The sequence below is a fragment of the Stieleria maiorica genome, assembly GCF_008035925.1.
GTDB lineage: Bacteria > Planctomycetota > Planctomycetia > Pirellulales > Pirellulaceae > Stieleria > Stieleria maiorica.
The window spans coordinates 8,361,417-8,386,113 of record NZ_CP036264.1 but is presented as its reverse complement, the minus strand read 5'-3'; the positions used below and the strand labels follow the sequence as shown (position 1 = coordinate 8,386,113).

The 24,697-nt window shown below is 60.2% G+C and carries 13 protein-coding genes; 5 read left to right on the top strand and 8 right to left on the bottom strand.

Translation table 11 applies throughout. From position 1 onward, the window contains the following. Positions 1-56 precede the first annotated feature (56 nt). Complete coding sequence (locus Mal15_RS28430) at positions 57-1,544, top strand: neutral/alkaline non-lysosomal ceramidase N-terminal domain-containing protein (protein WP_147870849.1); 1,488 nt, start codon at positions 57-59, stop codon at positions 1,542-1,544. 146 nt (positions 1,545-1,690) lie between these two features. Beyond that, positions 1,691-4,021 carry an alkaline phosphatase D family protein gene (locus Mal15_RS28425; RefSeq protein WP_147870848.1) on the top strand — a complete coding sequence of 777 codons (2,331 nt, stop codon included), beginning with the start codon at positions 1,691-1,693 and terminating at the stop codon, positions 4,019-4,021. Between the two features lie 202 nt (positions 4,022-4,223). Here Mal15_RS28425 and Mal15_RS28420 read toward each other — a convergent pair whose 3' ends face one another. Continuing rightward, on the bottom strand, positions 4,224-5,114 hold the full coding sequence (locus tag Mal15_RS28420; protein ID WP_147870847.1) for a WecB/TagA/CpsF family glycosyltransferase: 891 nt from the start codon (positions 5,112-5,114) through the stop codon (positions 4,224-4,226). A gap of 667 nt (positions 5,115-5,781) precedes the next feature. On the opposite strand from Mal15_RS28420, the gene Mal15_RS28415 reads away from it, so the two are divergent. The 3 genes from Mal15_RS28415 (at position 5,782) to Mal15_RS28405 (ending at position 13,927) form a co-directional block, all read left to right on the top strand. Beyond that, positions 5,782-6,954 (top strand): alkaline phosphatase family protein, encoded by a 1,173-nt coding sequence (locus Mal15_RS28415; RefSeq protein WP_147870846.1) that lies wholly within the window; start codon positions 5,782-5,784, stop codon positions 6,952-6,954. Positions 6,955-7,006: 52 nt separating this feature from the next. Further along, positions 7,007-8,068, top strand: coding sequence for a TIGR03032 family protein (locus Mal15_RS28410; protein ID WP_147870845.1), 1,062 nt, complete (start codon positions 7,007-7,009; stop codon positions 8,066-8,068). A gap of 336 nt (positions 8,069-8,404) precedes the next feature. Beyond that, positions 8,405-13,927, top strand: a complete 5,523-nt coding sequence (locus Mal15_RS28405; protein WP_147870844.1) for an FG-GAP-like repeat-containing protein — start codon at positions 8,405-8,407, stop codon at positions 13,925-13,927. Positions 13,928-14,045: 118 nt separating this feature from the next. Here Mal15_RS28405 and Mal15_RS28400 read toward each other — a convergent pair whose 3' ends face one another. From Mal15_RS28400 to panB, 7 genes are all read right to left on the bottom strand, one after another. Then, positions 14,046-14,522, bottom strand: coding sequence for a hypothetical protein (locus tag Mal15_RS28400; RefSeq protein WP_147870843.1), 477 nt, complete (start codon positions 14,520-14,522; stop codon positions 14,046-14,048). A gap of 4 nt (positions 14,523-14,526) precedes the next feature. Beyond that, on the bottom strand, positions 14,527-17,988 hold the full coding sequence (locus Mal15_RS28395) for a pyruvate carboxylase (RefSeq protein ID WP_147870842.1): 3,462 nt from the start codon (positions 17,986-17,988) through the stop codon (positions 14,527-14,529). A gap of 344 nt (positions 17,989-18,332) precedes the next feature. Then, positions 18,333-19,298 carry a deoxyhypusine synthase family protein gene (locus tag Mal15_RS28390; RefSeq protein ID WP_147870841.1) on the bottom strand — a complete coding sequence of 322 codons (966 nt, stop codon included), beginning with the start codon at positions 19,296-19,298 and terminating at the stop codon, positions 18,333-18,335. Positions 19,299-19,485: 187 nt separating this feature from the next. Next, positions 19,486-21,072 (bottom strand): MBL fold metallo-hydrolase, encoded by a 1,587-nt coding sequence (locus Mal15_RS28385; protein WP_147870840.1) that lies wholly within the window; start codon positions 21,070-21,072, stop codon positions 19,486-19,488. Between the two features lie 40 nt (positions 21,073-21,112). After that, a complete protein-coding gene (locus Mal15_RS28380; protein WP_167547104.1) occupies positions 21,113-21,766 on the bottom strand; it encodes a DNA-3-methyladenine glycosylase family protein in 654 nt (217 codons plus the stop codon). After that, a complete protein-coding gene (gene pepF, locus Mal15_RS28375) occupies positions 21,763-23,583 on the bottom strand; it encodes an oligoendopeptidase F (RefSeq protein WP_147870838.1) in 1,821 nt (606 codons plus the stop codon). The genes Mal15_RS28380 and pepF overlap by 4 nt, the downstream gene beginning before the upstream one ends. 69 nt (positions 23,584-23,652) lie before the next feature. Then, positions 23,653-24,474: a 3-methyl-2-oxobutanoate hydroxymethyltransferase gene (gene panB, locus Mal15_RS28370; protein WP_261344531.1), complete on the bottom strand. Its 822-nt coding sequence runs from the start codon at positions 24,472-24,474 to the stop codon at positions 23,653-23,655. Positions 24,475-24,697 lie beyond the last annotated feature (223 nt).

The window sequence follows — 24,697 nt, the reverse complement described above, 5'->3', positions numbered from 1 at the left end:
GGCGAATCTTCCTACCCCAAAATCTTCCTACCTTCTCCGCCCGAGGCAACGCCGCAATGACCGTTTCCCACGCCATCTCTTTTTCCGGACGACGCGTCCGAACCGGAAATCCTTCCGGGCTCCTGCTCGCCGCGACGATCGCGCTGTTGATCCTCAACTCGGCGGGTGCCAGCGCCCAAAGCGATAGCCCCATCTTTCGCGCCGGAGCGGCGACCAGCAACATCACACCGCCGCTGGGCGAGTTGATCGTCGGCGGTTGGGAACCTACACCGGCACAACACATTCACGACGAATTGCACGCCCGTTGTCTGGTGCTCGATGATGGCAAGACAACCCTGGCGATCGTGCTGTGCGACAACGTGGGCATTCCTCACGACGTGTTCGACGCGGCCAAGGCGCAAGTTCATCAGGCGACCGGGATCCCGATCGAAAACATGTTGATGGCATCCACCCACACGCACTCGGCGACGACCGCCCGCGGGGAAAGCAAGGTCATCCAGCAGAGCGAGTTGACGGATTACCAAAAGTTCCTGGCCGGTCGGATCGCCGACGGCATCCGCCGTGCACTCAATCACCTCGAACCGGCAAAGATCGGCTGGGGCGGTGTCGACGAGCCGTCGGAGGTGTTCAACCGACGTTGGTTCGTCACGGATCCCCAATTGGCGGCCAACCCCTTTGGCGGCGTCGACCAAGTCCGGATGAACCCGCCACGCGGCCACGCGGCGTTGGATCGTCCGGCCGGCCCGGTGGATCCGGAAGTCAGCTTTGTCTCGGTTCAAAGCCGGGATGGTCGCCCGATCGCGCTGCTTGCGAATTACTCGCTGCACTATGTCGGGGGCGTCCCCCGCAACGACGTCTCCGCCGACTACTTCGGCTACTTTGCCCGCGCGATCAAACAGCGTCTGGGAGCCAACGAAACGACGCCGGCCTTTGTCGGCATGCTGTCCAACGGGACCAGTGGCGACGTCAACAACATCGATTTCCGCAACAAGACCCCGAAGCGATACGCCAGCTATGAAAAGATGCAAGAAGTCGCCAACAAGATCGCCGATCGCGTTTACGACGCTCATACAGGCATCCAGTTCCATGATTGGGTGAAACTGTCCGCCGCATCGACTCCGTTGACATTGAAGGTCCGTCAACCGACCCAAGCCATGCGCGACTACTTTGCCGAACTCGAAAAGCAACCCGAATCGTCACCGCGACATCGACGCGAAGCGATTTACGCCCGGCGGATCGCCAACTTGGATGAAGCCCCCGAAACCGTGGACATTCAACTGCAAACCCTCCGCATCGGCGACCTGGGCATCGCCGCCATCCCCTTTGAAACGTTCACCGAAACCGGATTGGAATTAAAAGCCAAGGCGCCGACGGGGGACATGTTCACGATAGAATTGGCCAACGGTTCGTTCGGATACTTGCCGACACCGCGACAACATCGCTACGGCGGCTACGAGACCTGGCTGGGCACCAACAACGTCCAAGAGGACGCTTCGGAAAAGATCGTCGAGACGTTGTTGAAACTGTTCGATTCGATGAAGTAGTCCAGCTGCAAAATAATCTCCAAGTACGACGGCCCTTCCGGGCGGTCGCTGTTGAGTACGATGGCCCTTCCGGGCCGTCGTCCGAAGGGCTCACCGCGACGACCTAGAAAGGACGTCGTACTACCTCCCCCCACGAAACGTGCACCATGACCAAGCATCTTCCCCGACGTTCCGCACTAAAAACGCTCGGCGCCAGCGGCGCCCTGTTCGGCTTGGCCGAGACCGCCGACGGACAAGATCAATCCGCCGCCGCGACCGTGACGCCGCTGCCGAGCGTGAATTGGTCCGACACCCATGACCGAACTTGGCTGGCCGGAAACTGTTGGGCCAATCCGATGGAAGATTGGGTGATTCGCGATGGTGCCGCGGAATGTCTGACGACCGGCGGCGATCGCAACATTCACCTGATCACCCATCAATTGACCGATCCGTCGAAGTCATTTCAAACCAGCGTGATCGTCTCGCAAGTCGAAGTCGCCGGAAAAGACGACGGCGTGGGTTTCAAGGTCGGGGTCAAGAGCGACATCAACGAACACCGCAGCAACGTGTTTGCCAAAAGCGGCATCAAGGCGGGGCTGAAAGCCGGACAGTTGGTGATCAATCGAGCGTCTCAACCGGTGCCGAACTTGACGGCTCCCAAGGACGTGCGTTTGACGCTGACCGGCCAGCCGAACGGTGACAAAGTGAAACTGACGTTGACCGCCGAAGCATCCGGCGGAAAGCGGTTGGGGGAAGTTTTCACCAACGTTCCTGCCGATGCGGTGCTGGGCAACATCGCCGTGGTCAATAACTTTGATCCGCAACTCAAAAAGGGCAAGGGCGCCCGATACCGGTTCCGTGATTGGTCCGTCAGCGGCGACGCGCTGACTGTGGACGACCAGCGGACGTTCGGGCCGATCTTGTGGACCATGTATTCGTTAAGCGATTCACGCAGCGACGAAGGGTTTGTACTGAAGTTGTCGGCGCTCACCGGCCCCCTGGGGCAAGACGATCACAAACAGGTCGAATTGCAAGTTCGGCGAGAGGGGCGTTGGCAATCGCTGGGGACGGCCGAACTGGATCCCGATGCCTGGACGGCGACCTTTCGAATTCCGAACTGGGATGAAACGAACGAGACGCAATACCAAGTCGTCTATCGCGAGAAACACCCCAGCGGAAAAGAATCCGAATCGACATGGTCCGGCACGATCAAAGCCAACCCGAGCGGTCGACCGTTGAAACTTGGTGCGCTGACGTGCCAAAACGATTACGCGTTTCCCTACGAACCGGTTGCCAACAACGTGGTCAAATTCGACCCGGACATGTTGTACTTTTCCGGTGACCAGCTGTACGAAAGCCATGGCGGGTATGGGTTGATTCGTCGCCCGGCCGACCAGGCGATTTTGAACTACTTGCGAAAGTACTATCAATTCGGCTGGTCGTTTCGACACGCGATGAAGGACCGTCCGACGCTGTGTCTGCCGGACGACCACGATGTCTTCCAGGGCAACATTTGGGGCGAAGGCGGTGCGCCGATGGACGTCGAAGCCGGCGGCGCATCCTCCAACGGTGGTTACATCGAACCGGCGCGGATGGTCAATGTGGTCCATAAGACCAACTGTGCCCATCATCCCGATCCCTACGATCCGACACCGGTCAAACAGGACATCAGCGTCTACTACGGGGATCTGGTTTACGGCGACGTCAGCTTTGCCGTGATCGCCGATCGCCAGTGGAAAAGCGGGCCGCAGCGGGTGGACACGGGATCCGGTCGGGCCGATCACCTTCGTGACGCCGACATCGATCCGCTGACGTTGGACAAGCCGGGGTTGGAATTGCTGGGCGAGCGACAAAAAGCGTTTTTGACGGAATGGGCAAACGATTGGCGCGGGCATTCGATGAAGGTCTTGCTCAGCCAAACCGTGTTCGCCGGCATGGCGACACATCACGGCGGCTACAACGGCTATCTGGTTGCCGATTTAGACTGTGGCGGATGGCCGCAAACCGAACGCAACGCGGCGATTCGAATCGCCACCGCCGCCAAACCGCTGCACATCAACGGTGACCAACACTTGACCTCGCTGGTGCAATACGGCGTCGATCAACAACGTGACGGGTTCTGGTCCTTCTGCACCCCGGCGATCGCCGTCGGCTATCCGCGTTGGTGGCGCGCCGATGAAGTCGGGATGCAGCATACCAATCGTCCGAAACATGGATTGCCCCACACCGGCCAGTACCTGGACGGACTGGGAAACAGGGTTTATGTCTATGCCGTGGGGAATCCGGAGGTCGCGACGAAGAAGAATCGTTACGAAAAGGCGCACCAGAAAGGCAGCGGATTCGGCTACGTGGTGATCGACCCGAAATCCCAAACGTACACGATCCACTCCTATCGATTCCTGATCGACCCGCTGGACGGCAATCCCGACAACCAATTCCCCGGCTGGCCGGTGACGATTCACCAACAGGAAAACGGAGGCGTGAATCGAATCCAGTAACGTTGCGTGTGTGGGGGAGGCTTCCGGCGGGTCAGCGCCACTTTGTACACGATGCGCCGTCCGTTTCCATGTAGCTACCTTCGCCAGAAGGTGGATTCCCCGCACGTTCCACGCTCTGGCGAGCGTAGCTACATCATAGCGGCCATGTTCAGCCAAGCTTTTCGGATGCCTGCTGATGGCAGGCTGGAAGCCTCTGCGGCGATCAATCCGTCGGTGACATGCCCCAGCGGCGCACCGTTTTCTTCCAGTCGTCGATCAGGGCCTGGGCCAGGTAGATCGCGTTTTTTCCATAGCGCGGGACCAGGCGCCGGGGATCGCTGAGCATGCGGTAGGCCCATTCGGCACCGAGTCGCTGCCAGATCTTGGGCGCCCGTTTGGCCGTGCCGGCGATGAAGTCGAAGGACGCGCCCAGTTGAATGCTGACGGGGATTCCCAGCCGTCGGTAGTTTTCATGGATCCAACGCTCACCCTTGGGTTGGCCGAAGGCGACCAGCAAGATCTGAGCCCCTGATTGGCGAATCCGCCGGTCCTGGTCGGCTTGCTCCGCATCGGACAGCGGGCGGAACGGTGGCGATTCGATCCCGGCGATTCGCATTCCGGGATAATCGCGTGCGAGTCGTTTGGCGCAGGTTTCGGCGACACCGGGTGCTCCGCCCAGAAAGTAGATCCCCCATTGTTTTTGGCCTGCGCGGCAGGCCAGCTTGTGGATCATTTCGCTGCCGGCGACGCGTTCGGGCAGCGGATCGGGGCCGAGTTGGCTGCGCCAGACGATCGGTTGCCCATCGGCCAGAATCAGATCGGCGTCGCGGGTGATTTCGGGGACGTCGGCCTGCTCGTGGTGCAGCATCACGTAATTCAAGTTCGCTGTGATCACATAGCTGGGCCGACCGCGGGCGACCAGTTGCTCGATCCGGTCGATGGCCTCGGGCAAGGTGACACGGTCAAAGGGCACGTCCCAGATGTCACAACGATCCAGCGGTGGCAACTCGATCGTTGGCGGGGCCGATGGATTCTCGGCCGTTTTCGTCGTCGGAGTAAAGACGACCGGGGATGCGGGAGTCGTTGAGCCGGTTGTCGAAAAAGGGACAGACATAACAGCGTGGTGGCAAACAGCGTGACGAAACGGAGCCACTGGAAAAGGGCTCGATGGATCAAGCCTACGACGCCGCCAGCACCACGCCGGGACGGGGGTGGCCGCCCGGCGAGTCGGACTGCGGCTGCCCGTTGGCGTTATGCCGACGATAACGGGTCTGCGGACCATCGCATCGTCGCGGGTCGCGGCGGTCGCCCCCTCGCCCAGCGGTGCGTGAAGTGCATCACGGCCTGCTGATTGACTAGCCCGCGGTTTACTAGTCCCGCAGCGCAAGCAAGGGGCAGCAGATCCACTCGCATGCGTTTCGCCCCTTGGACGGCCGAGTTCGTTCGAGAGAAGGCCCACGGATGGCAGCGCGAACCCACGGATCCCCGACCGCACTACATCCGTGGGTTCGCGCTGCCATCCGTGGGCACCGACCTCCTTGTCGTCCAGGCGACCGGGGAAAGGCATGAAAATCCTATACGATCAACGCCTTGAGAACCGCACGACCACTCCCGCTTGGGTTTTGTCTTCATTTGGCGACGATGCCCTCGCCCAGCGGCCCAATAACGGTCGTCCGGCTCCCCAGCCCAAAGCCCGCCGATTGGCGACGCCGCACCCAGGTGTTACGCTGGCCCGAGATAGTTGTTCCGCCTGCTTCCCGATCTCCTCCCCGCCAATCCTCGTGCCCAAACTGTCGCTCCGCCCGCCGATCACCGTTGTCATCACGTTGGAAGGGCTGGCGACGTCTGCGCTGGGCTGTTACGGATGCTCTTGGAACGACACGCCGGCGATCGACGCCTTGGCAGCGACCGGCGTGACCTGGGACCGTTGGACATCGCCGATCGACCGCCCCGCTGGTTTGATCACGCGTTGGCTTCAGGATTCGCGCGAGCTGATCGCCCGGGAGGCCCAACCGAATGAACAGACGCAAGCCCAGCCGAACGAAGCTGATTCCACCGCCAGCGTCTTCTTGACCGACGATCCGAAACTGACGCTGCCCGACGATCAATTCGGCTTCGCACAGGCGATCGTCTTGGAACCGACGCTCAAACGGTTGCCTGCCGAGTCCGTCGAATCGACCGTGATCGCACAAGCGTTCGCCTCGGCGATCAACACCGTCACCACCAAGACGCGATTGCTTTGGATCCACAGCGGCATGCTGCGTGACCACTGGGATGCCCCCGCGACCGATGACGACGATCGGGAACAGGAATCTGAACCGGTCGAGGATCATGATCCGCAACGGCCCACCGCGGCGGAACCGTTTTTCTTGCCGCCATCGACCGATCCGCCGGCGAGCAAGCTCTCTGAATCGGACGACCCCGATTTGCTGTTCGCCTGGATGCAGCGGTATGCGGCCCAGGTCCGATTGTTGGACCAGATGATCGAACTGCTGGGGGATTCGCTGCGGAACCGCCGGCCGACGATTCTGTTGGCCGGGGCCAGCGGGTTTTCACTCGGCGAAAACGGCTTTCTGGGACACCACGTCGGACCGTTGCGCAGCCCGGACCTCCGCCTGCCGATGCTGGTTTCCAGCGGCGGACCGTTGCGCGTGCCCTCGCTGCAATCGGCTACCGATCTGCCCGAGTTGCTCCAACGAATGGCTGACAACCGCCCGCTGGTCACTCCGACGCAGTGGTGCCAGCGTGACGAGGCGGGTTCCCTGTCGGTGCAGACCGATTCGGACCGCGCGGTCAAATCCATCACGACGTCGAAGTGGTTTTATGTCAACGACGCCCAGGTATCCGGCAACGAGGGCGAACATTTGTATGTCAAACCCGACGATGTCAATGACGTCAACGACATTTCACGTTTGCGACGCGAAGTGCTCAACCAATTCTCCAGCGTCCCCTAAACCGATCTGACCGGGATCGATTGAAACGGACAAGATCGACCGCAGAGGCCCCATGCTGAACATCATCGGATCCCGCGAGTTGACGACGTGGCTGGCCGAGCACGGCATCAGCCTGGCCGTCTCGACCTACCAGGCCGGAAAACTGTTGTTGGTCGGGACGAAAGCTGATCGTGGGCTGGCGATCTTTGAACGCACCTTCAATCGTTGCATGGGGCTGTGGGCAGATGCCCAGACCATCTGGATGAGCACGCGTTATCAATTGTGGCGTCTGGAAGACATGGGGCCCGGACCGGTGTCGCAGCCGGAATTTGACCGCTTGTTCGTTCCGCAGGTCGGGTACACCACCGGTGACATCGATGTTCATGACGTCGCTGTCGATGGCAAGGGGCAGCCGATCTTTATCAGCACACTGTTCAATTGCATCGCGACGGTCAGCCAGCGACGCAGTTTTACTCCGCTGTGGCGGCCGAACTTCATTTCAAAGCTGGTCGCCGAAGACCGGTGCCACCTGAACGGGATGGCGATGCAAGACGGCAGCCCCCGCTATGTCACTGCCTGCAGCCGATCGGATGTGATCGACGGATGGCGTGACCGTCGTAAGGATGGCGGCTTGGTGATCGATGTCCGCACCAATCAGATCATCGCCGAAGGGCTTTCCATGCCGCACTCGCCGCGACTGTATCGCGGTCGGCTGTGGTTACTCGACTCGGGCAACGGATACCTGGGATACCTCGATGCCGACACCGGAACACTGCGACGCGTCGCGTTCTGCCCGGGCTATGCGCGTGGTCTTGCCTTCGTCGGCGACTATGCCATCGTCGGACTGTCGAAACCCCGACGTGATGAGCCATCGTTTCACGGATTGAACCTCGAGAATGAATTGGCCGCCAGAGGCGCTTCCCCACGCTGCGGGCTGCAGGTGATCGACCTGCGCAGCGGTGACGTGGTGCACTGGATCCGCATCGAAGGCGACGTGATCGGCGAGTTGTACGATGTGGTGGTGCTGCCCGACACGCGACGCCCCAAAGCGTTGGGGTTCAAAACCGACGAGATCCAACGCAATGTCTGGTTCGATGAAGAAGATCGATTGCAAAGCTGGACGGCGGAGGGGTAGCTGAGCGTTGGGGGATGTTGGCTACGTGATGGGGCAAAACGATGGACGGCAGAATGATCGGGGGCAGAATGATGGGGATGCGAAAATCAGAGCCCCAGCTCTCCCGCGAAAAGGGCGATGGCGCTGCGAGGGGAGGGCCCGGACGGTCGTCGTGGAGGGCCGCCGAGCGACGGCGCCCCCTCCCGTCGGGCGGTGAGGTCAGACGCACCGGGATCGCGTTGTGATGAATCCGAGTGCGTTCTCCGTTTGGGGAACATCGGCCCGACCGAGTAGGTAGAATGCGTCCACTACCGGACCTCCCAATCCCCCTGCCGAAACGATCGTCACCGCTGTTCTATGAATCCAAGGAAATCGGGCACGAAGAAGCTACGCCGGAAGAAGACCAGTGTCCGGCGTGATCGCAGAAGAGTATTCGGTGAGCGGCTGGAGCAGCGGATGTTGCTCGCCGGCGACCTGGATTTCGCGCCGTTTCCGCCCCCCGTGCCCGGAGCGACGTTCGTCGAGCACGAGCTTAGCACCGGGACGGTCGATGGACCGTTGGGCCTCGTGTCCGGAGACGTCGATGGGGATGGCGACAACGACGTGGTGGTCGCGTCGTATCGAGACGATTCGATTCGTTGGTACAACAACGATGGCGGGGGCGTGTTCTCCGGAAACACGATTGCCACCAATGCCAATGGCGTCCAAGACGTTGCGATCGCGGACCTGGACGGCGACGGAGACGCGGACGTGTTGAGCGCGTCAAAGTATGATCACCGGATTCGCTGGTACGAAAATGATGGCAGCGAAAACTTCACCGAGCACGAGATCAGTGCCATCGAAACCAATGCGTCCAGTGTCGCGGTTGCCGATGTCGATGGGGACGGCGATCTGGATGTCCTCAGTACCGCGTTTTTCTCCGACACCATTGCCTGGTTCGAAAACGATGGCAACGAAACGTTCACGCGGCACGTCATCAGTTCGACCGCGGATGGTGCCAACGACGTGACGGCGGCGGACGTCGATGGTGACGGCGACATCGATATTGTCGGCGTATCGGGCAACGACGACACGATCGCCTGGTACGAGAACGATGGAAGCGAGAACTTCACCGAGCATGTGATCAGCATCACCGCCGACAATGCCATGGCGGTCGGCACCTTTGACGCTGACGGCGACGGTGACGTGGATCTCGTCGCGGCGTCGAATTTCGACGACACGATCGCGTGGTACGAGAACGACGGCAACGAGAACTTCACCCGGCACGTTTTGACCACCTTGGCCGACCGCGCGTTCGACGTCGCGACCGCAGACATCGACACCGACGGCGACATCGATATCCTCGCTTCCTCCCAGAACGATCAGGTTCGCGTTTTCTTGGGCAACGGGGCTGGTGTGTTCACCGAACATCTCATCAGCGATGATTCCGCAAACGGTGCCAGCGGTCTGGCCGTCGATGACTTCAACGGCGATGCCAAATCGGATTTCGTCGTCGGCGGGCGCTACGGAGACAACGTCCTGTGGTTCGAAAACGGTTCCCCCGACTATGGCGATGCCCCGCAGCCTTATCCGACATTGATCGCCGCCGGCGGGGCATCCCACGTCGCGATCGGTCATCGACTCGGTGCATCGCGTGACGGTGAGCCAGACGGTTTGCCCTCCGCAGCAGCCGACGGCGATGGGGGCGATGATGACGGCGTCACGTTCGGTCCGCTTCACGTGCGCGCCTTCGACGCTGAAGTCACGGTGAACGTGCAGAGCAACTCTAACCAGCCCGGCTGGGTCTTCCTGGACGCCTGGATCGACTTCAACCAAGACGGTGACTGGGACGATCCGGGAGAACAGATCATCGAGTCCAGCGAAGTCCGCGTCTTTGACCATCAGCTAACCTTCCAGATTCCGCGCGACGCGCTCGTCGGGACAACCTATGCAAGGTTTCGCCTAAGCAGTGTTGGAGGGCTGTCGCCGACCGGCGAGGCGCCCGACGGTGAAGTCGAAGATTACCAAGTCACAATCCAACCGCCGATTCCGATGTCGCCGATCTTCATCGGTAGCGACATCAGTACGCCGGGAGCCTTGGGTGTTGCGGCGATCAAGTCGGTGGATCTCGATGGCGATGGCGACCTGGACGTTCTCAGTGCATCAGGGTATTCGAATCGGTTCGAGTGGTTCGAGAATGATGGAAACGAAAACTTCACCCGCCGGTTGATCAGCGACCAGGGTGATGATCCGGAAGAGATCGAGGTCGAGGACGTTGACAATGACGGCGATCTGGATGTCATTGCGGTCTCGTATTTCGGCCAGAACATCGTCTGGTACGAAAACGATGGAGCCGAAAATTTTTCGCCCCACATCGTTTCGCCGGACGATCGTGGCGTGCTCAGTGTCGCCACGGGCGATGTCGACGGTGACGGCGACCGCGACTTCGTGAGCGCCGGATTCAGCTACGAAATTTTGTGGTACGAAAACACGGGGGCCGAACCGTACACCGTCCACGTGATCGATCCCTCCGCCGGAGCGGCCAAGAGTGTGGCGGTCATCGATGTGGACGGTGACGGAGACCTGGACGTGGTCACCGCGCACGCGTTGGACGATTCGATCAACTGGTACGAAAACAACGGTTCCGCCTCGTTCACCAAGCACGTGATCAGCACCAACGCCAATGGTGCGTTGGGTGTGGCGGTGGCCGATGTGGATTCCGATGGCGACATCGATGTGTTGAGTGCGTCCCAGTCCGACGACAAGATCGCTTGGTACGAAAACGACGGCAACCAGAGTTTCACCGAGCACGCGATCACCACCTCGCTCGATTATCCGACGAAAGTCTCGGCGGCAGACATCGACCAGGACGGCGACGTGGACGTGTTTGCCACGTCCTACGGCGACGATTTGATCGTCTGGTATGAGAACGATGGCAACCAGAACTTTAGCGAAGCTGTGATCGATGCCAACGCGGATGCCCCTCTGGACGTTGAAGTCGCCGACGTCGACGGTGACGGCGATTTGGACGTGCTGGGTGCCTCCAACGGCAACGACCAGATTGCCTGGTACGAAAATGACGGCAACGAATCGTTTGTCGAAAACGAGATCGTTTCCTCACCCTTCTTGCCCTACGACGTCAGCTTGGCGGACATCGACGGCGACGGCGACATCGATGTGCTCGGCGCGACCTTCAACGACGACAAGATCACCTGGTACGAAAACGACGGATCCCAGGCATTTTCGCCGCAAATCGTCACGACGTCCGCCAATGGTGCGTCCAGCGTCGAGTCGGCCGACATCGACGGCGACGGCGACCTGGACATCGTCGGCGGTTCCTATTTCGATGGCAAAGTCGCCTGGTTCCGCAACGACAACGGTAACTTCACCGAACAGGTGGTGACGCTGGATGCCGCCGGCCTGAACGACGTCCACACGGCCGACGTCGACGGAGACGGCGACATCGACCTGCTCTCGGCCAGCGGCTACGACGACAAGATCGCCTGGTACCAAAACGACGGCAGCGGAAACTTCACCCCGAAAGTGATTTCCGCCAACGCCAGGTTTGCCTACAGCGTCGCGACGGGGGATATCGACGGCGACGGTGACCTGGATGTTGTCGGCGCATCCTACAGCGACGACAAGATCGCTTGGTACCAAAACGATGGCAACGAAAACTTCGTCGAAAAAATCATCTCCACCTCCGCGTACGGTGCGACGTCGGTGAAGACGGCCGACATCGACGGTGATGGTGACCTGGACATCGCCATCGCCGCCTTCACCGACGAACTGACGTGGTTCGAAAATGACGGCGCCGGTAACTTCACCGAGCGATTGATCCCGATGGAAGAATATTACGCGTTCGATGTCACTCCGGGAGACATCGACTTGGACGGCGACATTGACTTGCTGGTCGCCTCGCGAGACGACTACGTGATGTACGTCTTCCTGAACGACGGTCACCAGAACTTCCGCCAGCGCCCGATCGACTACTTTGTCAACGGTGCACGGCGAGTCGAACTGGGCGACCTGGACCGAGACGGGGACCTGGATGTCGTCGGTGTGTCGAGTTTTGATTACCGATTCCTCTGGCTGGAAACCGTACTCGCGGATCTCGGTGACGCACCGGAGTCTTACGCGACGCTGTTGGTCGATGACGGAGCGACCCACTTGGCCGTCGGTCCGCGATTGGGAGCCTCGCGAGACAGCGAACCGGATGCCGAGCCGTCGACCGACGCGGCCGGTGACGGATCCGACGAAGACGGCGTGCTGTTCGGGACATTGAAACAGGGACAATCGACCGCCGGTGTGAACGTCGACCTGCAAAACGGATCATCTGCCAAAGTCGACGCCTGGATCGACTTCAACGCCGATGGCACCTGGGACGCCACCGAACAGATCCTGGACAGCGTTGATGTGGTCGCGGGACTCCAGACGCTCAACTACAACGTGCCGCCGGCAATGACGTTGGGGCAAACCTACGCGCGGGTGCGGCTGAGCACCGCCGGCGATCTGGATCCGACGGGATTGGCCGATGACGGAGAAGTCGAAGACTACTTGATCACCATTCGCGAAGATGTCGTCTTTAGCCTTCCCCCAGCCTCCCCGGACGTTTCGTTGCGGCTGAATGGGGAGAATGCCGAACTGATTGACAACGGCAACGGCGGTGCGGTTCTGTTGTCCAAACCGGTGTTGACGACACAGTCGCTGACGCTGGTCGCCACCGACGGAATCGACACCTTCAACATCGACTTTACCAGCGGCGGGTACTTTTCATTTCCGGACGGCATCTCGATCGATGGCACCGACGAATCTGATTCGGTGACGATCCGGGGAACCGGAAACTCCGACGCCGTCATCCGGTCCGACGCCGGTAGCCTTGCCGCGGCCCCCCTCGAACTGGGCGGCCCCCCCATTGCTCCGACCACCATCGAAGTCAACGATGGCGGCCTGGTGACCGAAGTTCAACTTTCGAAGGTTGGACCGGTCAGTGTTCTGGCAATGAACTCAATTCAAATCGAAGGCTCGTTGGATGTGGGCGACCAGACGTTGTCCCTGGACGCGACCGCCCCGATCCCGCTGGGGACGATGACCGACCTGTCCGGTGGACGGATCGATTCGGTCGGTCCGATCACCGTCGGCGGCGGATTGAAGTACCGACCGCCGCTCGGCATCACGCCCGCGGTCGGAGATTCGTTCGTTCTGATGCAAGGCTCGTCGATCACGGGAACCTTTGCCGACACCGATTTGCCCACGCCTCCGCTGGGAAGCGACTGGGACCTTTCAGTCGGCCCGACGGAGGTGCGGCTGACGCTAGTCGATCTGGCACAGGTCGGGCAATTAACGCTCGGCGATGGTTCGGTCAGTCCCCAACGTTCCAATCTGACCAAAATCGACGTCCAGTTTGACGGCTTGGTCGACATCGATCCCGGAGCGTTCCGAGTCAGCAAACGCGACCCCGAGGGCGGCGTTGTGACGACGGCGTTTGTCGTGTCGACCGATCCCCAAGGCAACTCGGTGGCAACGCTGACGTTCAGCGGATCGCTGACACGTGGCCTGGATTCGGCCCTGGTTGATGGCAACTACCAACTGACGATCGATCCGTCGAAAGTTCGTCGTGCGGGAACCTCCGTCAGGATGGACGGCAACAACGACGGCCTGCAAGGCGGCGACTACTCGCACGGTCAAGTTGCGTCCGACAACTTCTTCGCGCTCTACGGTGACAGCGACGGCGACCGTGATGTGGACGGTCAAGATTACGGTCGCTTCGGCCTGACGTTCCTGAAATCCAGCGGCGACGCCGGATTCAACGCCTCCCTGGACAGCGACGGAGACGGTGACGTGGATGGACAAGATTACGGACGATTCGGTCAGCGATTCCTGAAATCATTGCCCTTCTAAACACTCGCCGATCCGGTCACACGTAGCTACCTTCGCCAGAAGGTGGATCCCCGGTGTATCCCACGCTCTGGCGAGCGTAGCTACGTTGAATCGGCGCTGCTCGGCTCGCGAACTGGTGTTATCGTCTCCCGACTTCTCCCGCATCGCCGACCGGGACCAACCGCACTCTGATTTGCGTGTGCGGTCCGCCGCGCCAAATCCGCTGCGTGACAGCGGGTCGATAACCATCGGCGGTGACTCGGAACCGCATCACGGAGAATCCGCTGGTGCGCGGCCAACGCAAACGTCCGGCCTTCATTTCACGTTTCAGATTGTCACGCCAGCGGACCGTCGACTTCCCCGAATCATCCACCGAAAGTGATCCGGGCGTGACGACAAAGTCGCCGATCGGTTCGGAGCTGACCGAGTCGACGACGACACCATCGATCAGCCACATCGCACGTGTTGCCGCATCGACCGATTCGATCGGGGACAGATCCTCGGCGGCGGACCAACCGCCGGCCCAGGACACGCAGAGGATTAAAAACGCGGCCAGGCGGTTCAGGAACCTCGTGCGACCCGAACGCGCCGCCGCTTTCTTGTCTGCGTTTCGCATGGAATCACTCGATCACGGCCAACAAGTCGCCCGCTTCGACTTGGGTCCCCGGAGGTGCGTGGATGGTTTTCACGATGCCCGATCGGGGCGCGTTGACGGTCGTTTCCATCTTCATCGCTTCGAGCACCATCAGCTTCTGGCCTTCCTTGATCTTGCCGCCTTCTTCCACGGCCACGGTGATCACCATCCCCGGCATGCTGGCGGCGACTTGATTCTCGTCCCGGGGGTCCGCTTTCACCGCAGCCTTGGTCTCGGGCTCGAGCGACTTGTCGTGCACGGTGATTTCACGCGGTTGGCCGTTGAGTTCGAAGAACACGGTGCGCGTTCCATCGGGGTGCGGTTGGCCGACGGTCAAGAACCGGATGATCAGGCGTTTTCCCTTTTCGATATCGACGGCGATCTCTTCACCGGGTTCTTGCCCATAGAAAAAGTTTGGCGTGGGCAATTTGGCGACATCGCCGTAGGTCTTTTGGTGGACGGCGAAATCGTCAAAGACCTTGGGATACAGCAAGTGGGTCACCGCCGATCGATCGTTGGCCGGTTCGCCGGTCAAGTCGGTGACTTCTTTCTTGGCGGCTTCGATATTCGCATCGGGCATCGATTCGCCGGGCCGAGAGGTCAGTGCGGGTTCGTCGCCGAGGATCTTTTTCATCACCGCTTCGGGGAATCCGCCCGGCGGTTGCCCCATCCGTCCGCCGATCAAATCGAGCACGCTGGCGGGGTAGGCGAGCGAACGATCGCTGGTCATCACGTCTTCGGCCGACATTTCGTTGGCGACCAGGAACAATGCCATGTCACCGACCGCCTTGCTGGTCGGCGTCACTTTGACGATGTCGCCGAACAATGCGTTCACTTGGGCGTAGGCCTTGCAGACTTCGCTCCATTGATCCGACAGCCCCAACGCGCGGGCCTGTTGGAACAGGTTCGTGTACTGGCCGCCGGGCATTTCGTGTTCGTACAAATCGCCGGTCGCCGGCAACACGTAACTTTCAAACGGCAGGTAAAACTCACGCGCCGCTTGCCAGTACGTCGCCAAATTGGTCAGCGCTTCGGTCGACAGCGAACTTTCGCGCGGGGTGTCCCGGAGGGCTTCGACCAGAGAGTTCAAATTCACCTGGCTGGTGCCGCCGGACAGCGGTGCCAGGGCGGCGTCGGCGATCTGCAACCCTTCGTCGGCGGCCGCCAGAATCGTCGACGCTTGAATGCCGGCGGTGTCGTGGGTGTGCAAGTGGATCGGAATCCCGATCTCCTCGCGCAACGCCCGAATCAGCTTGACCGCCGCCTTGGGCTTCAGCAGCCCCGCCATGTCTTTGATGGCCAGCAGGTGCGCGCCCATCTTTTCCAGCTGCTTGGCGAGATTGACGTAGTACGCCAAGTCGTATTTGGTGCGGCGGGGATTCTGCAGGTCGCCGGTGTAACAGATCGATGCTTCGCAAATCCCGCCTTCCTCGATCACCGCTTCCATCGCCACGCGCATGTTCTGTTCCCAGTTCAGCGCGTCGAAGACTCGAAACACATCCATCCCGGCTTGGACGGCTTCGCGAACGAACAACCGCACGACGTTGTCGGGATAGTTCGTGTATCCGACGGCGTTGCTGGCCCGCAGCAACATTTGCGTCAGAATGTTGGGGATCGTTTCACGCAGATCGGCCAGTCGCTGCCAGGGCGATTCCTTCAAAAATCGCATGCTGGTGTCAAACGTCGCTCCCCCCCACATTTCCAACGAGAACAGCTGCGAGGCCAGATGGGAGTAGGCCGGTGCGATGTGCACCATGTCATAGGTTCGGACACGGGTCGCCAACAGCGACTGGTGGGCGTCCCGCATCGTGGTGTCGGTCAACAACAGCCCCTTTTGCTGGCCGATCCATTTGACCAGCCCCTCGACGCCCGATTCGCGGAAGATGTCCTTGGTCCCCTTGGGCGGTTTCGCCAGCGGGTCGGTCTCGGGCACCGGAGCGGGCGTTCGACGTGTGGCGACGGGGCGTCCGACGACCAGCTCATTTCCGTTGACGATCGTTTCGGCCAGGTACGTCAACAGCTTGGTCGCCCGGTCTCGTCGCTTGGGCAATTCGAACAATTCCGGTGTCGTGTCGATCAGCCGCGTCGTCGCTTCACCGGCCAAAAAGGTCGGGTGATTGATCAGCTTCAGCAGGAAGGGAATGTTCGTTTTGACCCCGCGAATCCGAAACTCCTGCAAACAGCGATCCATGCGAGATCCCGCCGCGGCCAGCGAGGGGGCTCGTGCGGTGACTTTCACCAGCATCGAATCGTAAAACGGATTGACCACCGCGCCGCTGAAGGCTGTGCCGGCGTCCAAGCGGATGCCCAACCCGGCCGCCGAACGATAGTGGGTGATTCGGCCGTAGTCGGGCAGGAACTGGTTGGCCGGATCCTCCGTGGTGACCCGGCACTGCATCGCAAACCCGTTGGTGCGAATCTTGTCCTGGGTGCCGATCCCCACGATCTCGTCGGTCAGCTTGTGTCCTTGGGCGATCAAGATCTGGCTGCGAACGACGTCGATTCCGGTGACCTCTTCGGTCACGGTGTGTTCGACTTGGATTCGCGGGTTGACTTCGATGAAGAAGAATTGATTCGAATCAACGTCCAGCAGGAATTCGACGGTTCCCGCGTTCTCATAGCAAGAACCGTCCGCACCGACGGCCTTGCCGATTTTCAGTGCCGCCTCGCAAAGCCCGTCGCGGACATCGGGCGCAAGGTTGGGCGCCGGTGCCAGTTCGACCACTTTTTGGTGGCGCCGTTGGACACTGCAATCGCGCTCGTACAGGTGCACCAGGTTTTCACCGTCACCGATGATTTGCACTTCGATGTGGCGGGCGCGTTGGACGAAACGCTCCAGGAACACTTCGTCGCTGCCGAATGCGGTTTTCGATTCGCGCATCGCCGCTTCCAGCGCGGTCGGCAGCTCCTCGGCCGACGCGATGACACGCATTCCGCGGCCGCCGCCGCCGTGGGCCGCTTTCAAGATCACCGGGAATCCCATCGATTCGGCGAGCGCCACCGCTTCGTCCGCGTCACGCAGCGGTTTGTTCTGTCCACCCAACACCGGCACACCCGCCTTTTCGGCCAACTCGCGGGCCGACATCTTGTCACCCAGCTGGTTCAGCGAACGGACGCTGGGACCGACGAAGACGATTCCCGCCTTGGTCAATGCGTCGGCAAACCCCGGTCGTTCGGACAAGAACCCGTATCCGGGGTGCACCGCATCGATGTCGTGTTTCTTGCACAACGCGACGATCGCATCGATATTCAAATACGATCGAATCGGTTCCCCCGGCTCACCGATCTGATAGGCCTCGTCGGCTTTGAAGCGGTGCAGGGCGTAGCGATCTTCGTAGGAATAGATCGCGACGGTTCGAATCCCGAGTTCCGTAGCACTGCGGAAGACTCGCGTCGCAATTTCGCTGCGGTTGGCAACCAACAGTTTTTTAAAGGGCCGAATCGTCATCAATAGCAATCCAAATGGAAATCAGGTTTCGATACTGTCAAACACGCTCGCGCGCCGCCATCGCCGGACCTGCAATTTAACGAATTCAGTCCGATCCGACAGGACATCACCCTGAATCGGCCGGTGGGAAAACCGCGGCCGCAAAACTTCGCGATTTCGACCGATTAGTCGACCAGCAATGGCGCATCGGGCGGGCGACCGATCTCCCAAAACGTCGGCGAGGTTTCGCCAGAATCGGACGACGACGACGCCAGACGTAGCTACCTTCGCCAGAAGGTGGCTCCGCTGCGATCACCACGCTCTGGCGAGCGTAGCTACGTCAACGTCACGATGACCGCAAAGCCCTACAGTCCCAGCACGTAGGCAAAGACCAGCGGCGCGACGATCGAGGCGTCGCTGTGGATCATGAACTTGGGTGTCTCGCGGCTGAGCTTTTCCCAGGTGATTTTTTCGTTCGGCACCGCGCCGCTGTATCCGCCGTAGCTGGTTTCGGCGTCACTGATCTGGCAGAAATAGCTCCACAGCGGGACATCCTCTTTCAAATCCTGACGCATCATCGGGACGACGCAAATCGAAAAGTCGCCCGCGATCCCGCCGCCGATTTGAAAGAACCCGATCGGGTGCTGCGAAGAGGTTTCGCGGTACCAGGAGGCCAGTTTTTCCAATTGGGCCGTCCCGGGCTTCATCGCGTGATGTCCGGCGACGGTACCGTCGATCACGCGGGCGGTGAAGATATTCCCCAGCGTGCTATCCTCGACCCCCGGGACGAACACCGGGATTCCGGCGTCTTTCGCCGCCGCCAGCCAGCTGTTCTCGCGCGGGACCTGAAAGTGTTGTGGCAATTCCGGATCGTCCAACAACTCGAACATGAACTCCGCCGGCGTGCGGGGTTGGTTCGTCTCGGCGGCGTGTTTCCACAGCTTTGTCAGCCGGCCTTCGATGTGCCGCATCACGGTTTCGGGGATACAGGTGTCGGTGACGCGGTTGAACCCCTGTTCCAGCAACGCTTCTTCGTCGCTCTCCGAAAGCCCCCGCCAGTTTTCGATCACGCGGTACTCGTCGTGGGCGACCAGATTGAAGATGTCCTCCTCCAAATTGGCGGCCGTGCACGTGACGGCATGCACCTTGCCCTGGCGGATCATGTCGGCCAATGAAAGCCCCAATTCGCCGGTGCTCATCGCACCGGCCAGCGTGACCATCATGCGGCCGTCGCGTTTTTCGATCAGGTCTTTGTACGAGCGTGCCGCGGCCAGGGTCTCGCGGGCATTGAAATGACGGTAGTGTCGTTCAAGAAAGTCGCTGACGTTCAAGGCTGGTCTCGGTGGGGGACATTCGGATTCGATATGACCTGTTTTTTACAGAATATCCGGTGGAATCGAAAGTCGGGGGGCAAAACTCGCCATCACCGATTCACCGTAGCTACCTTCGCCAGAAGGTGGTCTTCCGATGGGATCCACGCTCTGGCGAGCGTGGCTACGAAGCACAGCAGCACACCGCTTAAACGCCACCGATCGTTTCTTTCAGACGTTTCAGCAATCGATACCGCTCGTCATCGCTCGATTTTTCGATCGTGGTCGTCAGCGAGAGCATGAACTCGGCGTAGTCGTTGTGCCAATCGTGGGCCGTGTGGGTGACATCCAGACGCGGCTTGGGCGTGCCTTGGGAGAGCGGTTTGGTGCCGGCGATCAATTCGAACGTCTCGTCGAACTGTGGCAGATAGATTCGGTCGCCATCCAATCCTCGGCTGCCCAGCATTTCACGTAGCATCTGCCGGGCATCGTCTTCGCCGTGGTTGAGGAACAATCCGCCGGTGATCGGGCAACGCTCCTGGATCCAATCCAACAACTCCCCCTGGTCGGCGTGAGCGGAATAATTCCCTAGCTCGCGAATGTCGGCCCGCACCTTGTAGGACTTGCCGTGGATCCGGACCTCTTTGGCACCGCTGCTGATGATGTGGCCCAGCGTCCCCGGCGACTGATAACCGACGAACAACACGGTGCATTCGGGGCGATAGATGTTGTTGATCAAATGGTGCTTGATGCGTCCGGCGTTGCACATCCCGCTGGCGGAAATGATGATCGCGCCGCCTTTGATGTTGTTGATCGCCTTGCTCTCTTCGAGCGAATGGACCAAGTGAAAACGCGGATGGCGGAACAACCTGGCTTCGTCCACCTCCACGTCCTGAAGCGCCCCGGCGTGTTTGATGAACACTTCGGTCGCCTTCTTGGCCAGCGGCGAATCCAAATAGACATCTGACTGCGGGATCTGGCCTTGCGTCAGCAAGTACCCGATGTCGTGCAACAGTTCCTGGCTGCGTTCGACGGCGAACGAAGGGATCACCACGTTGCCGCCGCGTTTGAGTGCGGTGGTCAGAACGTCGCGGAGAGCCTCACGCCGCTTTTCCAGCGTGTAATCGTCGCGGTCGCGGTTTCCGTAGGTCGACTCGCAGACGATGTAGTCATAGCCCACCGGCGCATCCGGTTCGGGATGGAACGCTTTTTCTTCCGGTCCGATGTCGCCGGAAAACAGCAGCGACAGTTCCTCACTTTCCTCGGGTTTGGTGATCTTGATTTCGACCGACGCCGAACCGAGCAGGTGCCCGGCGTTCCAGAACCGGGCGCGGATTCCTTCTCGGGGAGAAAACCAGGCTTCATATTCATGCGACTTCAACAACTGTAGCGTCGCATCGGCATCGTGCATCGTGTAGATCGGCTGAACCGCCGGCCGGCCTCGACGACGCAGGTTCCGGTTGTGTCGTTTGACCCCCGACTCTTGGATGTACGCCGAATCGGGAAGCATGAATTGAAGCAGGTCACAGGTCGCTTCGGTCGCGTAGATCTGGCCGACAAAGCCTTTCTTGACCAGTTTGGGAAGCAGCCCGGAATGGTCGATGTGGGCGTGGGTCAGGATCAAGAAGTCGATCGATTCGGGATCGAATGGAAAGTCCTGGTAGTTCAACTCCTGGGTCGTTTTGCTGCCCTGGAACAGGCCGCAATCGATCAAAAATCGATGCTTGCCGGTATCCAACAACGAACACGATCCCGTGACGGTTCCGGCAGCCCCGCAAAATGTCAATTTCGTCATCGAATTCCATCGCCAAGAAGAGTTGAATCAGCAGAGAACGCTAAAAGATATCGCGCCCGCGTTGGTGAACATACCACTGCCAGACCATTCGCGTGGCGATACTTCGTAGCGGACGCCACGATTCGGCACGATCGACGATCTGTTGACTCGACGCGTAATCGGTCTGGTCGATTTCTTTGATGCCTTTGACCAATGCCAGGTCACCCAGGGGCAAGATGTCCGGTCGCTGCAGCGCCATCATCAAAAACACATCGGCCGACCAGTTCCCCAATCCCAACTGGGCGACGATTTGTGATCGCACCGTGTCGTCGTCCAATCGAGACAACGCCGCGATCTCAAATTCACCGACCAGACAAGCGTCGGCCAGCGCCAGTGCGTAACGTGCCTTCTGGCGACTGAAACCCAACTCGCGCAGCCGATCGTCGCCCAGGTCACTGACCGCGCGGGGGCTGGGATCGTTTCGGCAGGCATCCGTCAGCCGGTCAAAGGTTGCTTTGGCCGATTCGACCGAGACCTGTTGTTCCAGGATGATATGGACGAACGTCGCATAGGTCGCGGGCCGCCGCAGCAACGGCGGCGGGCCGAACCGGCGGTGGATCTTTCGCAGCACCGGATCCGCCTCGGCCAGCCGAAGAGCGCCTTCGGCAAGCGTCTTCTTGGTCAGACGAACCGGCTTCGGCTGCGATCGGCTCAAAGGATCTGGTCCAGCTCTTCGGTCAGCGTCTTGAATCGTGCCAGCGTCGTTTTGACCGGTTCGGGGCTGGCCATGTCGACCCCCGCATCACGCAGCAAGTCCAGTGTATCTTTGCTGCAGCCCCCCGATAGGAACCTCAGGTAGTCATCCAGTTCCGACTTGCCGCCTTCGAGTACACGCCGCGACAAGGCAACGGCCGCACTCAATCCGGTCGCATACTTGTAAACGTAAAACGCACGATAGAAATGCGGGATCCGGAAACATTCCAGTTCCAGTTCTTCGTCGACGACAAAATCGGGGCCGAAATAGGCGTCCAACAGTTCGCGGTAGGTCGCTCGGAAGGACGCAACGGTCAGCGGCTCACCCGCCTCGGCCATCTCGTGGGTCTTCTTTTCGAATTCCGCAAACATGGTCTGACGCACGACCGTGGCCCGGATGCTGTCCAGTTCGTTGTTGATCAAGTACGCACGCTCGTTGTCGTCGGCGGCATGTTTCAGCAAATGCTCGGTCAGCAATTGCTCGTTGAACGTGCTTGCCACTTCGGCCACAAAGATCGTGTAGTCGTAATACTGGAACGGCTGATTCTTCGACGAGTACCAACTGTGCATCGAGTGCCCGGCTTCGTGGGTCAGCGTGAACACGTCGTTCAAGACGTCGGTTTTGAAGTTCATCAGAATGTACGGGTCGCCGTCGAACGACCCGCAACTGAAGGCCCCGCTTTGCTTTCCACGGTTGGGGTATCGGTCCGCCCAACGATTTCGAAGGCCGGCGGCGAGCGTCTCGGTGTATTCGCTGCCCAACGGGGCCAGTGATTCGATCACCACGTCGACCGCCTGGTCCCACGTGTGTTCCTTCTTCATGTCGCTGAGGATCGGAACATAGGTGTCGTAAGCGTGGATGTCCGGCAGATCCATCTTGCGTCGCCGCACGTCCAGGTATTGATGAACGCTGGGCAACGAATCGCGGACCGCGGCAATCAGATTGTCGTAAACGTCCACCGGCACGTTATCGGGGAACAACGCACCGGCCAACGCACTGTCATGGTTTCTCGCTCGGGCGTAGTAAACATCGCGATGGATGCTGCCCGCGAGCGTCGCGGCGAGTGTGTTTTCGTGTTCGGCGAATTCCTTGTAGTACTGATGGAATGCGTTGCGGCGGACCTTTCGCGCCGGGCTGTTCAGGAATTGAATGAACGAAGCATGCGAAAGCTCTTGCTCGTTGCCGTCGGCGTCTTCCACCGATCCGAACCGCAGGTCCACGTCGTTCAGCTGGCGAAACGCGTTTCCGGCCGCCGACGCCATCTCGCCCTGCATCGCCAGCAAGCGTTCCTCTTTGTCGCTTAACGTATGCGGCCGCTGGCGAAGCAACCGCTCCAGTTGCAGTTTGTACGGCTGCAGCAACGGATCGGCGACCAAGGCGTCCATTTTTTCGGGATCGATCGCCAGCAATTCCGGGCTCATGTAGCTCGCCGCCTGATTGGCACGGACGGCCAGATTCTGGAACCGCGACTTCATGCCCTGGTAATCACTGTTGCCCTGGTCTTCGGTCGTCTTCAGGAACGAATAAATCGCCACACGTTCGGCACGCCGCGAAAAACCCGAATCGAACTGCAGCACTTCCAGCAGCGTCGCGGCCGATTCTCCCAAACGGCCGCGATAGGTTTCATAGGTCCCGAGTTGGGATTCCAACTCCGCGAACGCGGCTTCCCAATCGGAATCACTGGCGAACAGACTGGCCAGATCCCAACAATCACTCGGTGGCACCTGGGAGCGTTCCGGGAGCGACTTGGGGGCGGAGGGTGTCGAAGTTGCGTTCATTGCAATCAGGGAAACGGGGGTGTGAAGGGGGATCGCGGGTTCCAGCGACGGTGGTCGGGACCGCCGGAATCAATCAAACGTTTCGTCGGGGCCAGGAAAGCTACCGTCACCGACCGCTTGGTGAAACGCCGACGCGGCGGAACGAATCGTCTCACCGATCGAAGCGTACGTTCTAACAAACTTGGGGGTGTAACCCGACGTCAATCCGATCAAGTCGTGGGTGACCAGGACCTGGCCCGTCGTCGCTCGTCCGGCGCCGATTCCGATCGTCGGAACGCGAACCGCAGCGTGGATCGCTTCGGCAACCGATTCGGGAACACATTCGATCAGCACGGCGAAGGCCCCCGCACGCTCGGCGGCAACCGCATCTTTGACCAGCGCCGCTTCGTCGCGCTGGACCTGGTATCCGCCTTGGACGAAGACATTTTGCGGCCGCAAACCCACGTGGGCCATCACCGGGATCCCCGCGGTGACCATCGCTTCGATGCGCGAGGCCTGTTCGGCGCCGCCTTCCAGCTTGACCGCGTGGCAACGTGTTTCTTTCAGCACGCGGGCGCCACAACAGATACTCCGCTCGATCGACAGCTGGCCGTCGGGGAAGGGCAGGTCGACGACCACCATCGCTCGGGAGGCCGCTCGACCGACCATTTCTGCGTGGTAAATCATCTGGTCCATGGTTACCGGCAGGGTGGTCTCATGTCCCTGGACGACCATCGCCAGCGAATCGCCGACCAACAACACATCGATCCCGGCTTGATCGAGCAATTGCGCCGTGGGGAAATCGTACGCCGTCAACATCGAAATCGAGCCGCCGGAATCGCGACGCCGTTGCAGCGAGCGAGTGGTCACGCGTTTGGGAGCTTTTTCGTCGACCATCGAGAGTTTTGCCATGCACCGATTGAACAAGATCCGACTGAATCATCGGCCGGAATCAGCTGGCAGAGTAGCAGACCGGCTAACGGACGAAAACCGTCCTCGGCGTGTCGATTGAATCGTCCCGGTGTCCCCAAGCGTCAGCAAGGAAGCTGCTCTCCCGAGTTCGCCAAAAACGCCGCTCGTGCTTTGTTTCAATTCGTTTTCGAGTGGGCTGGACAGTCGCCGTCCTCTCCGAGTT

Excerpts from the sequence above, each read along its gene's own strand:
- Mal15_RS28410 (WP_147870845.1), top strand. The coding sequence starts at position 7,007 with ATGCTGAACATCATCGGATCCCGCGAGTTGACGACGTGGCTGGCCGAG.
- Mal15_RS28385 (WP_147870840.1), bottom strand. The coding sequence starts at position 21,072 with ATGACGAAATTGACATTTTGCGGGGCTGCCGGAACCGTCACGGGATCG.
- Mal15_RS28395 (WP_147870842.1), bottom strand. The coding sequence starts at position 17,988 with ATGACGATTCGGCCCTTTAAAAAACTGTTGGTTGCCAACCGCAGCGAA.
- pepF (WP_147870838.1), bottom strand. The coding sequence starts at position 23,583 with ATGAACGCAACTTCGACACCCTCCGCCCCCAAGTCGCTCCCGGAACGC.
- Mal15_RS28425 (WP_147870848.1), top strand. The coding sequence starts at position 1,691 with ATGACCAAGCATCTTCCCCGACGTTCCGCACTAAAAACGCTCGGCGCC.
- Mal15_RS28420 (WP_147870847.1), bottom strand. The coding sequence starts at position 5,114 with ATGTCTGTCCCTTTTTCGACAACCGGCTCAACGACTCCCGCATCCCCG.
- Mal15_RS28405 (WP_147870844.1), top strand. The coding sequence starts at position 8,405 with ATGAATCCAAGGAAATCGGGCACGAAGAAGCTACGCCGGAAGAAGACC.
- Mal15_RS28400 (WP_147870843.1), bottom strand. The coding sequence starts at position 14,522 with ATGCGAAACGCAGACAAGAAAGCGGCGGCGCGTTCGGGTCGCACGAGG.
- panB (WP_261344531.1), bottom strand. The coding sequence starts at position 24,474 with ATGGCAAAACTCTCGATGGTCGACGAAAAAGCTCCCAAACGCGTGACC.
- Mal15_RS28430 (WP_147870849.1), top strand. The coding sequence starts at position 57 with ATGACCGTTTCCCACGCCATCTCTTTTTCCGGACGACGCGTCCGAACC.